At 71.5% G+C, this 13,241-nt stretch carries 10 protein-coding genes; 4 read left to right on the top strand and 6 right to left on the bottom strand.

The window, feature by feature from the left end:
• Nucleotides 1-126: 126 nt before the first annotated feature.
• Entirely contained in the window at nucleotides 127-942 is an 816-nt protein-coding gene (locus tag ACTOQ2_RS27870) for a DUF3027 domain-containing protein (RefSeq protein WP_362696095.1), read from the top strand.
• Between the two features lie 186 nt (nucleotides 943-1,128).
• Entirely contained in the window at nucleotides 1,129-4,353 is a 3,225-nt protein-coding gene (locus tag ACTOQ2_RS27865) for a sacsin N-terminal ATP-binding-like domain-containing protein (protein WP_440103484.1), read from the top strand.
• A 25-nt stretch (nucleotides 4,354-4,378) separates the two neighbouring features.
• On the opposite strand, the gene ACTOQ2_RS27860 is transcribed toward ACTOQ2_RS27865, so the two are convergent.
• Complete coding sequence (locus ACTOQ2_RS27860) at nucleotides 4,379-4,639, bottom strand: DUF2530 domain-containing protein (RefSeq protein WP_440068947.1); 261 nt, start codon at nucleotides 4,637-4,639, stop codon at nucleotides 4,379-4,381.
• A gap of 131 nt (nucleotides 4,640-4,770) precedes the next feature.
• Between ACTOQ2_RS27860 and ACTOQ2_RS27855 the strand changes: the two genes are divergently transcribed.
• Nucleotides 4,771-6,240: an NCS2 family permease gene (locus ACTOQ2_RS27855; RefSeq protein ID WP_440103483.1), complete on the top strand. Its 1,470-nt coding sequence runs from the start codon at nucleotides 4,771-4,773 to the stop codon at nucleotides 6,238-6,240.
• Nucleotides 6,241-6,412: 172 nt separating this feature from the next.
• Here ACTOQ2_RS27855 and ACTOQ2_RS27850 read toward each other — a convergent pair whose 3' ends face one another.
• From ACTOQ2_RS27850 to ACTOQ2_RS27830, 5 genes are all read right to left on the bottom strand, one after another.
• Entirely contained in the window at nucleotides 6,413-7,918 is a 1,506-nt protein-coding gene (locus ACTOQ2_RS27850) for an ATP-binding protein (protein ID WP_440103481.1), read from the bottom strand.
• An 85-nt stretch (nucleotides 7,919-8,003) separates the two neighbouring features.
• Nucleotides 8,004-9,230, bottom strand: a complete 1,227-nt coding sequence (locus ACTOQ2_RS27845; RefSeq protein ID WP_440103480.1) for an aspartyl protease family protein — start codon at nucleotides 9,228-9,230, stop codon at nucleotides 8,004-8,006.
• Nucleotides 9,227-9,826, bottom strand: a complete 600-nt coding sequence (locus ACTOQ2_RS27840) for a helix-turn-helix domain-containing protein (RefSeq protein WP_440103478.1) — start codon at nucleotides 9,824-9,826, stop codon at nucleotides 9,227-9,229. Before ACTOQ2_RS27840 ends, ACTOQ2_RS27845 begins: the two co-directional genes overlap by 4 nt.
• Before the next feature lie 213 nt (nucleotides 9,827-10,039).
• The gene (locus ACTOQ2_RS27835) at nucleotides 10,040-11,074 is read right to left on the bottom strand and encodes a hypothetical protein (protein WP_440103476.1); all 1,035 of its coding nucleotides are present in this window, start codon (nucleotides 11,072-11,074) and stop codon (nucleotides 10,040-10,042) included.
• Between the two features lie 391 nt (nucleotides 11,075-11,465).
• Nucleotides 11,466-12,032, bottom strand: coding sequence for a hypothetical protein (locus ACTOQ2_RS27830; protein WP_440103474.1), 567 nt, complete (start codon nucleotides 12,030-12,032; stop codon nucleotides 11,466-11,468).
• Between the two features lie 517 nt (nucleotides 12,033-12,549).
• Between ACTOQ2_RS27830 and ACTOQ2_RS27825 the strand changes: the two genes are divergently transcribed.
• Nucleotides 12,550-13,005 carry a MarR family winged helix-turn-helix transcriptional regulator gene (locus ACTOQ2_RS27825; protein WP_435289713.1) on the top strand — a complete coding sequence of 152 codons (456 nt, stop codon included), beginning with the start codon at nucleotides 12,550-12,552 and terminating at the stop codon, nucleotides 13,003-13,005.
• Nucleotides 13,006-13,241 lie beyond the last annotated feature (236 nt).

Genomic DNA, 13,241 nt, shown 5'->3' with positions numbered 1-13,241 from the left:
TGCATGATGGGATGTCCACGGTGCCGTTCGCTCCGGTCATGGGCGAGAATGAACTGTGAGCGCAGTGAGCGAGCGAGCCAGTAGGGACAGCAGCCGTCGTGCTGCGAGGCTGACGGGAGACGACTCGTGAGCCGGACTCGATCCCGTGCCGTGGTCCTTGACCAGGCGTGCGTCGCGGCCGTCGACCTGGCCAGAGCCGCGGTCGAGGAGAACGTCAGGCCCGGAGAGGTGGGCGATCACCTCGGGGTCGAGGGCGAGGGAGACCGCGTCGTCACCCATTACTTCGCCTGTCTCGACCGTGCCTATCGGGGTTGGCGCTGGGCCGTCACGGTCGCCCGCGCCTCGCGGGCGCGCAACGTGACGGTCAGCGAGGTCGTGCTCCTGCCCGGCGCGGGTGCCCTGATGCCGCCGCAGTGGGTGCCGTGGAGCGAGCGACTCCTCCCCGGCGACCTCGGCGTGGGCGATCTGCTGCCCACCTCCGACGACGACGACAGGCTCGCGCCCGGTTTCACCGAGACCGACGACGACTCCGACCATCAGATGATCTTCGAGTACGGCCTCGGCCGGGCCCGGGTGCTCTCCCCGATCGGCCGCGACCGCGCCGTGCGGCGCTGGCACTCCGGCGAGTCGGGACCGCACACCCCGCTCGCGCACGCCGCGCCCGCCCAGTGCTCCACCTGCGGCTTCTACTGGCCGCTCGCGGGCGCGCTGCGCACAGGCTTCGGGGTCTGCGCGAACGAGTACGCCCCCGACGACGGTCGGGTGGTCGCCGCCGACCACGGCTGCGGGGCGCACTCCGAGGCGGCCGTGCTGCCGCACCAGGTCGAGCCGACCTCGCCGATCCTCGACGACCTCTCCTACGACACCGCGGAGAACGGCGCGGAACCGGATCTGGCCGGATCGGTGGACGACACCGCCTCCGAGCCGCTCGGCCACTCCTGACCCGGCGCCGCAGGGCCGTTCCCAACCCGGGGCACCGGGTCCATCCCGCCCCGCCGCCGTCCCGGCGGCACACCCGGCCGTCGCGGCCGGGCGCCGCTCCCGTGGCGTCCCGGCCGCCTGGGCCGTTCCGGCCGCTTTGGCCGGGACGTCCGGCCGTGCGGGGCATCGACCTTTGGAAGCATCGCCTTGACTGACATCTTCGGCACCGAACGACTGCGCTCCGCCGTCCTGGCCGCCTGGACCGCCTCGCCGGCCCGTTTCCGCGAGGACGCCAACGCGGAGGAGGACTTCGCGCTCGGCGGCTACCGTGACCGGCTGATCGTCGAGCTGGCCCAGAACGCCGCCGACGCCGCGCTCCGCGCCGGGGTGCCCGGGCGGCTCCGCCTCTCGCTGCGCGAGGGCGTGCTGTCGGCCGCCAACACCGGCGCCCCGGTCGACAGGGCCGGGATCGAGGGGCTGTCCACGCTGCGCGTCTCCGCCAAGCGCGACGACACCCACGCGGCCGGCCGTTTCGGCGTCGGGTTCGCGGCCGTGGTGTCGGTCTGCGACGAGCCGGTGATCGGCTCGCTCGGTTCCGGGGTCGTCCGCTGGTCCCGCGACCAGACCGCCGCCCTGGTGGCCGCCGAGCCCGAGCTGGCCAAGGAACTGGCCGAGCGCGGCGGGCACGTCCCGCTGCTGCGCCTGCCCTTCCCCGCGGGCCCGGTCGAGATCCCCGCCGGGTTCGACACGCTCGTGCGGCTGCCGCTCCGTGACGAGGCGGCCGAGGAGGCCGTACGGGCGATGCTGAGGGAGACCAGCCCCGCCCTGCTGCTCGGCCTGCCCGCCCTGGAGTCGATCGAGGTCGACGTGGACGGCGAGACGCGGACCGTCACCTCCGAGGGCTGGAAGGTCGTCTCGGCCTCCGGGCGGTTCACCCCCGAGCAGGTGGCCGAGCTCTTCGCCGACCGCCCGACCGAGGAGCGTTCCCGGCCGCACTGGCTGGTCCGCTGGGCCGTACCCGTCACCGGTCCCGGATCCATCGGTCCCGGATCTGTCACCGGTTCCACCGGTTCCCCGGGCGGCACCCCGGGCGGGACCGCGGCCGGTTCGCGGGAGGCGGCGCCGGTCGGGGAGCCCCGGCCGCTGCCCGCCCTGGTGCCGCCGGTGGTGCACGCGCCCACGCCGAGCGACGAGCCGCTGGACCTGCCCGCGCTGCTGATCGCCTCGTTCCCGATGGCCACCGACCGGCGGCACGTCGCGCCGGGTCCGCTGGCCGACTTCCTGGTCGAGCGGGCCGCCGACACCTATCTGGAGCTGCTCGCCGGGCTGCCCCGCACGCCGCGGCTCCTCGACCTCGTCCCCGGCATGATGGGCAAGGGCGAGCTCGACGCCCGCATCCGCCGGGCGATCCTGCGCAGGCTCCCCGACACCCCGCTGCTCCCCGCGCTCTCCCCGCCCGCCGACCCGGCCTCGACGGGCAGGCCGGGCGGTTCCGGCACCTCGCTCCTGCTTCCCGACCCCTCCGAGGTGGCCGCCGGAGGCGGCGCCTCCCCGGCCCCGCTCTCCGAGGGCGAGGAGCTGGTCGTCTCCGGGCGGCAGGCCTCCGTGGTCGCGGCCCCGGCCGAGCTGCTGGAGCGGGTCGCCCCCATGATCCCCGGGCTGCTGCCCGCGGGGTGGCCGGCCCGGCATCCGGCGATCACCGCGCTCGGTGTCAGCCGGGTGCAGCTCTCCGAGATCGTGGACATGCTCTCCGGCGACGCCGTCAAGGACAGGGACCCGGCCTGGTGGCGGTCGCTGTACGAGGTGCTGCCCGCCGACGACCCCGAGGCCCTCGGCGCGCTGCCGGTGCCGCTGGCCGACGGCCGCCTGGTCAGGGGGCCGCGCGGCACGCTGCTGCTGACCGACGGTTCCGCGCTGGACCCGGCCGTTCTCGCCCCGCTCGGGCTGCGCGTGGTGCACCCGGACGCGGCCCACCCCCTCCTGCTCAGGCTCGGCGCGGGCGAGGCCACCCCGCGCACCGTCCTGGAGGACCCGCTGACCCGTTCCGCCGTCTCGGAGTCGCTCGACAGCCCCGACTCCGAACCGGTGGCCCAGGCGGTGCTCGCGCTGGTCGACGCCGCGGGGCTGACCGCGGGCGACGCCCCCTGGCTGTCCGAGCTGGCGCTGCGCGGCGCCGACGGCGAGCTGTACCCGGCGGGCGAGCTGCTCCTCGCCGACGGGTCGCTGGCCGGGCTGCTCGACGGGGAGACGCACTTCGGCACGGCCGCTCCCGAGCTGGTGGAGCGGTACGGCCCCCGGGTGCTCGCCGCGGCGGGGGTGCTCGACGGCTTCGCCGTGGTCAACGACTCCGACGTCATGATCGACCCGGACGAGTGCGACCACGACCTGGATCGCGAGGACGAGTGGCTGGAGACCGTCCTCGACCTGCTGCCCGAGATGGACGTACCGCCGGTCGCCCGGGAGTTCTCCGCCGTACGCGACCTGGAGTACGTCGCCGACTGGCCCGCCGCCCTCGCCCTGCTGTCGCGCCCGCCGCTCCGCTCGGTGCTGCACCCGCTGCGGATCCTGGTGGCGGGGGAGATCGTGGAGGTGCCGTCCTACACCGCCTGGTGGCTCTCCACGCACCCGGTGCTCGCCGGCAGGCGCCCCACGGAGCTGCGGCTCCCCGCGGGCGACCCGCTGCTGTTCGGCCTGTACGGCGACGCTCCGGCCGTCGTCGACGAGGCCGCGCTGGCGATGATCGGAGTCCGGAGCACGCTGGCCGACCTGCTCGCCTCCCACGGCGGTCCCGACGAGCTGCTCGACCTGCTGGGCGACCCCGCGGTGGAGGTCGACCGAGCCCAGCTCCGCTCCCTGTGGGTGGCCCTCGCCGGTGTCGACCCCGCCCGCGTCGGGCCCCCGCGCGCCGTACGCGCCGTCCTCGGTGACGCGATCGTCGCCGTCGACGCGGAGGACGGCCGGGTGCTGTCCACCGGCACCGAGGTCGAAGGCGCGGGGGAGCCGGTCGTGGTCGAGGCGCCGGACCTGCTGCCGCTCGTCGCGGGCCGGCCGCTGATCCTGGCCCCGTTCGACCTGGCCGAGGCGCTGTCGGAGCTGCTCGACCTGCCGCTGGCGGGGGAGGAGGCCGCGGGTGAGGTGACGTCCTCGGGCGAGACACGCGACGTCCCGCCCGCCGTACGGTCACTGCTGCCGACCGCGCCCGCGACCTACGTGGAGCACGAGAGGCTGCTGGTGGACGGTGTCCCCGCGGCCTGGCGGTTCTTCGAGGGCACGGTGCACGCCTCGGGCGTGGAGGGGCTGGCGCGCGGGCTCGCCTGGGCGTCCGGCCAGTGGGGTGACCGGCTCGCCGTGGCGGCGCTGCTGCGCGATCCGGCGGCGGTGCCGCTGCTGCTCGCCGAGGCCGACCTGGACAGCTGGACCGCCTCGACCTAGACGATCGCCCGGGAGCGCGTGGGGGTCACAGGATCGCGGTGGTCGGCTCGATCGGCTCTTCTGGCGGGGGCGGCGGGCGGCGGTTGCGGCGGCGTACGTACCAGAGGCCGAAAAGGCCGCCGCAGATGCCCGACACGCAGGTCCAGATCCACCAGCGGTACTCGGGATCCGGCTGTACGACCAGGAGCACGACCAGGGCGATGACCCACAGACCCGTACCCGTGAGAATCGTGAGCGTGTCGTTGGTCCTCAACGGCTGCAGATCCGGACGTCGTGGCTGGTTCACGCGCTCCAGACTAGGTGACGACGTCTCACTGTTCGCAAAACGGATTACGTCAAGACGCGAATCCATCTCGAAAGCATCACCATCACCAGCCGGGTCTTCCGAGATGGGCATCCCACTGTCACTCTGCGTGAGTGAATGATGTTAAAACCCACCAAATAAGTAGAATTGACCGTTTCTTCTTCATCTCTGACCGTGGCTCGTCCGTGGGCCGGGAGGTGCGCGGCGGGTTCGCCACGTTCTTCACGATGGCCTACATCGTCGTGCTCAACCCCTTGATCATCGCCACCGTCAAGGACGCCGAGGGCCAGTTCATCGGCGACGGGAGCACGCCCAACATCCCGCTCGTCGCGGCCGGCACCGCTCTCGTGGCCGGGTTGCTCAGCATCCTGATGGGGGTCATCGGCAAGGTCCCCTTCGCGATGGCCGCGGGTCTGGGCCTGAACGCCTTCGTCACCTACGGCATCGCCTCGCAGATGTCCTGGGAGTCGGCGATGGGCCTGGTGTTCCTGGAGGGCGTGATCATCGCCCTCCTGGTGCTCACCGGGTTCCGTACCGCCGTGTTCAACGCCATCCCACCCCAGCTCAAGACGGCGATCAGCGTCGGCATCGGCCTGTTCATCGCGCTGATCGGTTTCGTGGACGCCGGTTTCGTCCGCCGGGTGGCGGCCGGGCCGCCGCTGGAGCTCGGCATCGCGGGCTCGCTGACCAGCTGGCCGATCTTCGTCTTCGTGGTCGGCCTGCTGCTGATCGTGCTGCTGGTGGCGCGCCAGACCAAGGGCGCCATCCTGATCGGCATCATCGCCACCACCGTCCTCGCGGTCATCGTCGAGGCCGTCGCCAAGGTCGGGGCCTCGGTGACGCCGGGTCAGCCGCCGAACCCCGCGGGCTGGCAGCTCGTCGTCCCCCAGCTGCCCGAGCAGATCTTCGGCTTCAACAACCCGCTGGTGCTGTTCAGGGAGTTCGACCCGCTCGGTGCCTTCGGCTCCGTCTCGGTCATCCTGGCCCTGCTGCTCATCTTCACGCTGTTGATCACCGACTTCTTCGACACCATGGGCACGATCGTGGGCGTCGGTGGCCAGGCAGGGCTGATCAGGGAGGACGGCACCCTGCCCAGGACCCGAGAGATCCTCCTCGTCGACTCGATCGGCGCGGCGGCCGGAGGCGCGGGCTCCGTCTCCTCCAACACGACCTACATCGAGTCGGCGGCGGGTGTCGGCGAGGGCGCCCGCACCGGCCTCGCCAGCGTCGTCACCGGCGTGCTGTTCCTGCTGGCCATCTTCGTCTCGCCGCTCGTCGCCGTCGTCCCCTACGAGGCCGCCGCCCCTGCCCTGGTCGTGGTCGGTTTCCTGATGATGACCGCCATCCGCGAGATCGACTTCACCGACTACGAGATCTCCATCCCGGCGTTCCTCACGATCGTCCTGATGCCGTTCACGTACTCGATCGCGACCGGTATCGGCGCGGGCTTCGTCACCTTCGTGCTGATCAAGGCCATCAAGGGCAAGGCCCGTGAGGTCCACCCGCTGATGTGGACGGTCGCGGGGCTGTTCGTGATCTACTTCGCGCTCGGCCCGATCAAGGCACTGCTCAACCTCGGCTGAGCGACGACCCGAAGGCCGTCATGGTGATCCAAGAAGATGATCGCCGTGACGGCCTTTCCGCGTTCTCGTCCGCCGTGCCGGAGAGCGGAACCGCGGCGGACGGATCGCGGTCGCTGGGCGACGGTCGCCGACGCGCCAGGCATTCCGTCCGCGATCCGAGGTCCGTTCCAGATCATGTCGGCAAGACGGTGGGTTCCGTTTTTCCGAAGAGGGATGGCAGGTCCACGAGGAGAACGTCGCCACGGCGGCGTGCGATGGCCACGAGGTCGGGGTGGAAGCCTTCCAGCGAGAAGATCGCCAGGCGAGTGGAGGTGACGTCATGCCCCTGGCCTCGGAGGATCTCCTTCAGCCGGTCGAGCCGTTCCAGGTCTGCGGGGCCTCGCCTTACGAGAGTGGCCTTCGCCTCCCCGATGAGTCCCACCGTGGCGCGGCCGGACCTCCGGTCCAAGGCGATGACGTCGATCTCGTGTTTGGCCCGTCCGCCTTGATCGTTGATCACTGTCGAGGCGATCGTGCTCGTTCCCGCGCGGAGGGAGGGGTCGGTGCGGCTGCGGAGCCACTCGCGTGAGCATTCCTCGAAATGAGGGCCCAGGATGCGGGAGATGAAGGTGGGCTGGGATTCGTGCCACGCCTGGGTGGAGCCGCCCGTCTCGATCAGGTCCCGTTTCGGAACGGTGATCAGGTTGTGGAAGCGGATGATGGGATCCGCGACGGTGATCACCGGGCGACGTTCCCAGAGCGGATCGGTCGAGTAGTCGAGGTATCCCGAACTCGTCAGCATCTCAAGCGGGCGGGTCAGAGACGTGCGATCGCGTTCGACCAATCCGCCGATCTTCGTCGGGCTGGTGGCGCCGGTGGCGACCGCGTTGATGATCGCGTAATGGAGTGAGCTCCCGGTGAACCGCGGGTCCTCCCGCAGTAGATACTCCGCCTCGCTACGGGAGAAGAGTGCCTGACCGGGATTGAGAACCGTCGCCGGAATCCAGGCGTCGAACTCCTGCGGGGTTCGAGGCGAAGGTGACGAGGTCAGGTTGCGGTAGCCGGGAGATCCGCCGATCGTGGCGTGCAGTCGCAGGGCGGTCGCCGGGTCGTCGACACCCCAGTGCCGCGCGGTGGTGCTCGGATCGAACGGTTGGAGGCGCATGTCGACCGCGGCCCGCCCGCGCAGGGCCTTCGTGCCGGACAGAAGATCGTTCATCACGGACACGGCCGATCCGCAGACGATCACTCGGCCGCCCTCGTGGCCGTGACCGGTCTGTGAACGGTCGTAGAGCAGCTGGAGCAGGCCGGGAAGCTCCGGAGAGTGCGTCATCCAGTAGGGCAACTCATCGATGACCAGCAATCCGGAGGCGCCTCGTCGTCGCGTGGTCAGGCTGATCGCCGAATCGAGGAGAGACTCCCAGCCGGAGTCGTCGCGGAAGAGGCCGGAGCTCACCCCCGCGTATCGCGCGAGGTCGTCGGCGAATCGCCGCCGCGCGGCCACCGTGCCCTCCTCGGCGACAGCGGAGACATAGAGGCCGTCCATCGCGTCGGCCAACGCGCGGAGGAGATAGCTCTTGCCGACCCGTCGCCGTCCTGACAGAACCCCCAACCGCAGATGGGGGTCGGGATGCGTGGCGAACTCGGTGAGTGTGGACCACTCGGAGTCGCGGGCAAGTAGACGGGAGGGTTTGAGCACTACTGTCTCCTGAACTGTAGGCTTGGAAGCCTACAGTTCAGGAGACAGTAGTGCATGGGTTTGCTGGACCGTCCGCCGATGCGGGTCACGCGAGCGGTACGGGGTGTCGGAACGTGTATTCGTGCCGGTCGAAGTCGAGGGTCCAGGCGTACTTGTCGAGGAAGGCGTGGGACAGCAGGCCGTCGACGCGTACGCCGCCGAACGATGCCCAGGGCACGCGCCGGGTCGGGGTCGTGGCCACGAACTGGTCGTCCTGGCGAAGCGGTCCCAGGTGGATCGGTTCGTCGACGACGAAGTGCGGGCGGGCCGCGCGGGCCCGGTTCACCCCCCAGGAGCGGTATCGCCGCGCGGTCGTGTAGAGGCATGCCTGGCGGGGCGGTGACCCGTCCTCCTGGATGACGTAGACCAGTCCGGAGTCGATGAAGAAATTGAGGTCCTGCCGGGTGCCGAAGCCTCCGCGGGCGAACATGTAGTGGTCCGCCCACAGGTAGAAGGGAATCCGGGCGAGTTCCGGCCGGTCGTCGAGAAGCGCGAGATGGTCGGCCGCCTGCCGTGGGTCGCGGCGTCGCGACAGGAGCAGGCGCCCGCGGGGGTGGTCGACGGTGGTGAGAAACCGCTGCAGCACGTTGGTGCCGATGATGACGAGATCCTGGTCGCCGCGCAGCGTCGGCATGGCCTCCACCGGCACGTTGGTCAGGACGGCGTCGCCGAGCGTCAGCTCCCTGGCGATCCCGGTGTAGAGGTCGGTGCGGGTCGTACCGTGATGATCCTTTCCACCGGGGATCAGCCGGATGCCCAGCGCTTCGGCGCGCCCGGTTCCCATGACGAGGAACGTGCCGCCGGTGTCGATGTGGGCGCGTACGGGGTGGCCGTCGAGCGTGGCGTCCACGGCGGGCAGGTAGGGCGCCAGCGCGTGGTCGGCGAAGGGAAGGACGGTCGCGCGGTCGAGCTCGACGCTCAGCGGGTGATCCATCCGCGCCACGAGATCGGGAGGCATCGGTCGTTTCCCCCGGCGCCGCTGTACGTGCGCGTGGGCCTCGGCCGGCCGGTCCAGATGCAGCAAGGCGTGCGCGACGGGTTCGTCCAGTTCCGTCCAGGCCGGATAAAGACGGCGAACGGCCTCGTAGTGGGTCAGCGCCTGCTCGTAGTCTCCGCGCACGTAGCTGGTCAGGAACCGGAGGTGCGCGTGTTGCCGCGGGCCGGCATGGGCGGCCAGACGCTCGGCCTCGTCGATGTCCCCGCGCTTCCAGGCCCGCCACGCGGCGCGGGCGGGCGCTCCCCGTGCGTGCCACCGGCGGGAGGCCCAGCTCATTCTCCGGCCTCCCCGGTCTCCCCGGCCGTCTGATCGCCTCCGGCGCTCAGGTCCAGGGTGGCCGCGATGACGGTGAGCAGCGGGACCAGCGCGTGGGCGGCGAGCTCGTACTCGCCTCGCCGGGGCTGGACGAGCAGGCCCGCCGCCTGTAGCCCGCGCAGGTGGTGGTAGAGATGCCCGGTGGAGGTCGTCTCGCCGAGGACCTCCTGGAGCTGGGCGCGGGTGCGTGTCGTGCCGAGCACCGCGGTGAGCAACGCCAGGCGTGCCGGGCTCCCGAGGCACTCCAGCACGGTGGCGGTACCCGATCGCTCCGCGCCGATGAGATCGCGAACGGGACGCTGCTTGGCCCACAGATACTCGCGGCCGTCGCGGCTGACGGCTCCCGCGTACGCGATCGCGCCGGTCGCCTCCAACGGTCCGGGAGCCTGCCCGTCGTCGGTGCCGCCGATGTGCTCGCGGAGCCGGTCGAGCAATCGCAGGGGCGCGTCGCCGGTCGAGCCGCTGGCCGCCCGCTCCTTTCGCTGGGTGGCCGGCGCCGTCTCCAGCCGTTCCACCCGCCTTTCCAGAGCGGCGAGCCGCTGCTCCGTCGTGTCCATTCGCACGCCCCCTCAGATCGCCATCGAGAGATAATTCCGTAATTTCGGAATAGCGTACATATGATCCCTTGCAGGGGTCAACGATCCGCACGCCCTCGACCGGTCACCCGGACCGACGATCACCACTCAAGGGGAAGGTCCTCGAGGAAGGGTTTCCGCGTCCTGTGGCCGGGTGGTCGCCGCGCCGGGACCTTCCCGGTCGGCGGGTGGCTCTCAGTGCCTCGTCCAGATCCAGGCCGTGCTGTTTTCGTCGGCCGCAGGCTCGCCGCCGACCCCGATCACCTGGTTGCTGCCCGGAACCAGCGCGAGGTCGAAGACGGCGGGGGCTTTCTGGGTGCCGGGGTTTTTTTCGTACGTCCAACTCCGGCCGTCGTAGTGGAGCAGGATCCGATCGTCCGTGTAGTCCCAGTAGTCGGCGGCGACCCAGGCTCCGTCGTGCCCGTCGGGGGCCACCGCGGAGAAGTGGACGAACCTCGCCGGTCCGTCGACCACGTTCCACCGCCGCCCGTCCCAGCGGACAACGACCGCCGCCGCCCTGTCGCGGCCGATCGCCCACGCCTCATCCGCGGAGACCACCGCGATGTCCTCCAGCTCGGCCTTCCTCTCCACCAAGGGCAACGGCATCGGCACGGTGTTCCAGCGGTCACCGTCCCAGCGCATGACGACCCCGCCGCCGTCCGGCTCTCGCCCCAGCGCCCACACGTCGCGCGGTCCCACGGCGCCGAACGCGTGGATCCCGACACCGGGTGGCAGGGAGAAGTCCGACCAGCCGGTCCCCGACCATCGTCTGAGGAAGGGGCGCCGGGACTCGGGGTTCGTGGCGTCGGCGCCCTCGGTCGTCCCGGCGATCCACACGTCGCGCGGTCCGGCGACGACGGCGGCTTCCAGCAGGTGACGGCGGGAACCGCGCAGCCCGCCCATGTTCGACCACCCGCCACCGGTCCGGCGCCACGCGCCCGCATTGCCGAAGATCCAGACGTTGTCTCCGGACGAGGCGGACACCGCCCTTACCGGGAACAGTCCTTCGGGAGGGGTGACGGGGCGCCAGGTACGGCCGTTCCAGTGCACGAGGTGCGCGACAGGCTCACCCTCGCCGACATTGCCCACCGCCCAGGCGTCATCGGGGGAGAGCGCGACCACCCCGTTCATATGGGCACCCGCTCCGGGCAGTGTGGTCTCCCTCCAGGTGCCCATGGTCGGGGCGGGTGTCGGATGGTTCACCCCGGGCAGCCACGGCGACGGTTTCACACCGGGTGGCTCCGTCGCCGTGGGCGGGCGTCCGGACGCGCCGGCCGGGCCGGATGTGCCTGCCGGATCGGATGTGCCTGCCGGACTGGATGTTCCGGCCTGGTCGGCCGTGCCGGATGCGCCGCACGCCGTCACGGAGAGTGCCAGCAACGCCGACACCAGCGATCGCCTCATGAGAAGAAGATCCCATGGATGGCGATCGTCTCAGGGGGTCCGGCCGGACGGCGACCTCGCGGCCTTCCCGAATGCCGTTCCGCTCAACGCCCCCTTCCCATGCGCCGTCTGCTCAAGCCCCCTTCCCGCACCATCGTGCTCAACGCCCTCTGAGGTCACGGCCCACGTGCCGTCCTGCTCAAGGGTTCTGGCCAGGCCCGTGTGCCGTCGTGCTCTCCTAGCGCCCTCTGGGGCCACCGGGGAGCAGCCCCGCGCGGTACGCCTTGAGGACGGCGTCGGATTCGGCCTGGGTGAGCGTGCCGGCGGTGACGGCCGCCTTCAGGCGTTCGGTCAAGGCGGTCTCGGCCTCGGCGCCGCGTTGCCGGTGGAGCGTCTCCAGCGCGGCGGTGACCTTGTCCGCCGTGAGACCGAGCTTGGCGGCCAGAGCTTCGGCCTTGTCCCGTACGGCGGCCTGCCCGGCCTCCTTCGGCGGGCGACCCGGTCCGCCTTCCTTGCGGAGCTCCTCCAGGGCCGCGGTGACCTTGGCCTCGTCGACACCGAGGGCCTCGGCGAGCTTGGCGGCCATCTCCCCGTGGTCGCCGCGGACGCCGGGGCCGTGGCCGGGGCCGTGGCCCCAGCGCGGGCCGTGCTCGGCGCCGTCGTGGCCGGTGCCGGGGGTCGCAGGGGAGGGGGACGACGGCGTGGGGGTGGGGCTGGTCGCCCAGGCCGCCACGGGGACGGCCAGCCCGCCGGCCAGAGCGGTGCCGACGCCGGCGATGATGATCATGCGCTTGGTGCGGTTCATGTGACTCCTAGTCCGATGTGGAGCACCTACCGGACCAATGGTCGGGCGACCGCATGAGACCCCCCTCATCCCTGTCTGAGAATCCGATGAGATCCGGGGCCCGCGCGTCGGCCGACCGCTCCGGCGGGCGGAATCCCGTCCGGCCGGTCGCCTCGACCACCGGGAGCGCGGGGCGGCCGGTCCCCCCGGGGGGCGCGGGAGCGCGAAGAGATAAAATGGCGGCTCTGGTGTACGAGGTCGCCCCATTTGAAGGCCTTCCCGTCGAGGGCCTTCGGTTTCCGCGAGGGGGAGTACGGCCAGACCCGCCGGCGCTTCTGACGGGCGCCTCGCGCGCGGCGAACCCCCCGGATCTCCGGCGCCTTCCCCCGGGTTTCCGGGGGGCGGCGCCCGGCGCTCGGGGCGGGGTTGGCGATCCCTCATCCGTCTGGCACGCTGTACGGCCCGTTCCGAGAAGGAAACCCGCTGGAGGGAATCACGTGCACACGTATATAGTTAGCAAAGGTAATGACCTACGCTAATGAATCACCCCAGGAAGGACCACGTCGCGAACCTGCGCAGCGACGCCGGTCTGGCTTCGGCTCTGCGCGTGTCGCTGGCACGACTGAACAGACGCCTGCGCAGGCAGGCCGCGGTGCACTCGCTGACGCCCACCCAGCTCGCGACGCTCGCCGCCGTAGAACGGCATTCCGGGATAACCCCCGGCGAATTGGCCGAGCTGGAGAAGGTCCAGCCGCCCTCGATGACCCGCGTGATCGCCGTGCTGGCCGAGCGGGAGCTGGTGTCACGTACACCGCACCCGACCGACCGGCGCCAGGTGACCGTGGGCGTGACCGAGCAGGGCTCAACCCTGCTGAGGGAGGAGCGGCGTCTCAAGGAGGCGTGGCTGACGCAGCGGCTGAAGGAGCTGACACCCGAGGAGAGGGCGACGCTCCGGCAGGCGGCTCCGATACTGGAGAAGCTCAGCCGGATCTAGCCGACCCCGAGGAACCCGAGGCCCCGGCGGCCCCGCGCGACGCCGGGGCATCCGCCGCGCCAGGCGGAGGACCAGGTACGAAGCCGCAGGAGGAGCCGGACGGTGAACCGGGCGGGGAGTCCGGTACGAAGCCGAACGGGGAGCCGGACCGGGAGTCCGGTACGAAGCCGGACGGGAGCCGGGGCCGGAAGCCCGGCGGGAAGACCGGGCTGAGGGCGAGGGTCCGGCGGCGGCGG

The organism is Streptosporangium sp. H16, from assembly GCF_051918855.1.
Lineage (GTDB): Bacteria > Actinomycetota > Actinomycetes > Streptosporangiales > Streptosporangiaceae > Streptosporangium.
Note: the sequence above shows the minus strand (reverse complement) of the source record. Positions and strands in the feature narration are given on the sequence as shown.

Bases quoted from the DNA above. Each gene is read 5' to 3' on its own strand.
- ACTOQ2_RS27845 (WP_440103480.1), bottom strand. From the start codon at position 9,230: ATGAGCTGGGCCTCCCGCCGGTGGCACGCACGGGGAGCGCCCGCCCGC.
- ACTOQ2_RS27840 (WP_440103478.1), bottom strand. From the start codon at position 9,826: ATGGACACGACGGAGCAGCGGCTCGCCGCTCTGGAAAGGCGGGTGGAA.
- ACTOQ2_RS27825 (WP_435289713.1), top strand. From the start codon at position 12,550: ATGAATCACCCCAGGAAGGACCACGTCGCGAACCTGCGCAGCGACGCC.
- ACTOQ2_RS27830 (WP_440103474.1), bottom strand. From the start codon at position 12,032: ATGAACCGCACCAAGCGCATGATCATCATCGCCGGCGTCGGCACCGCT.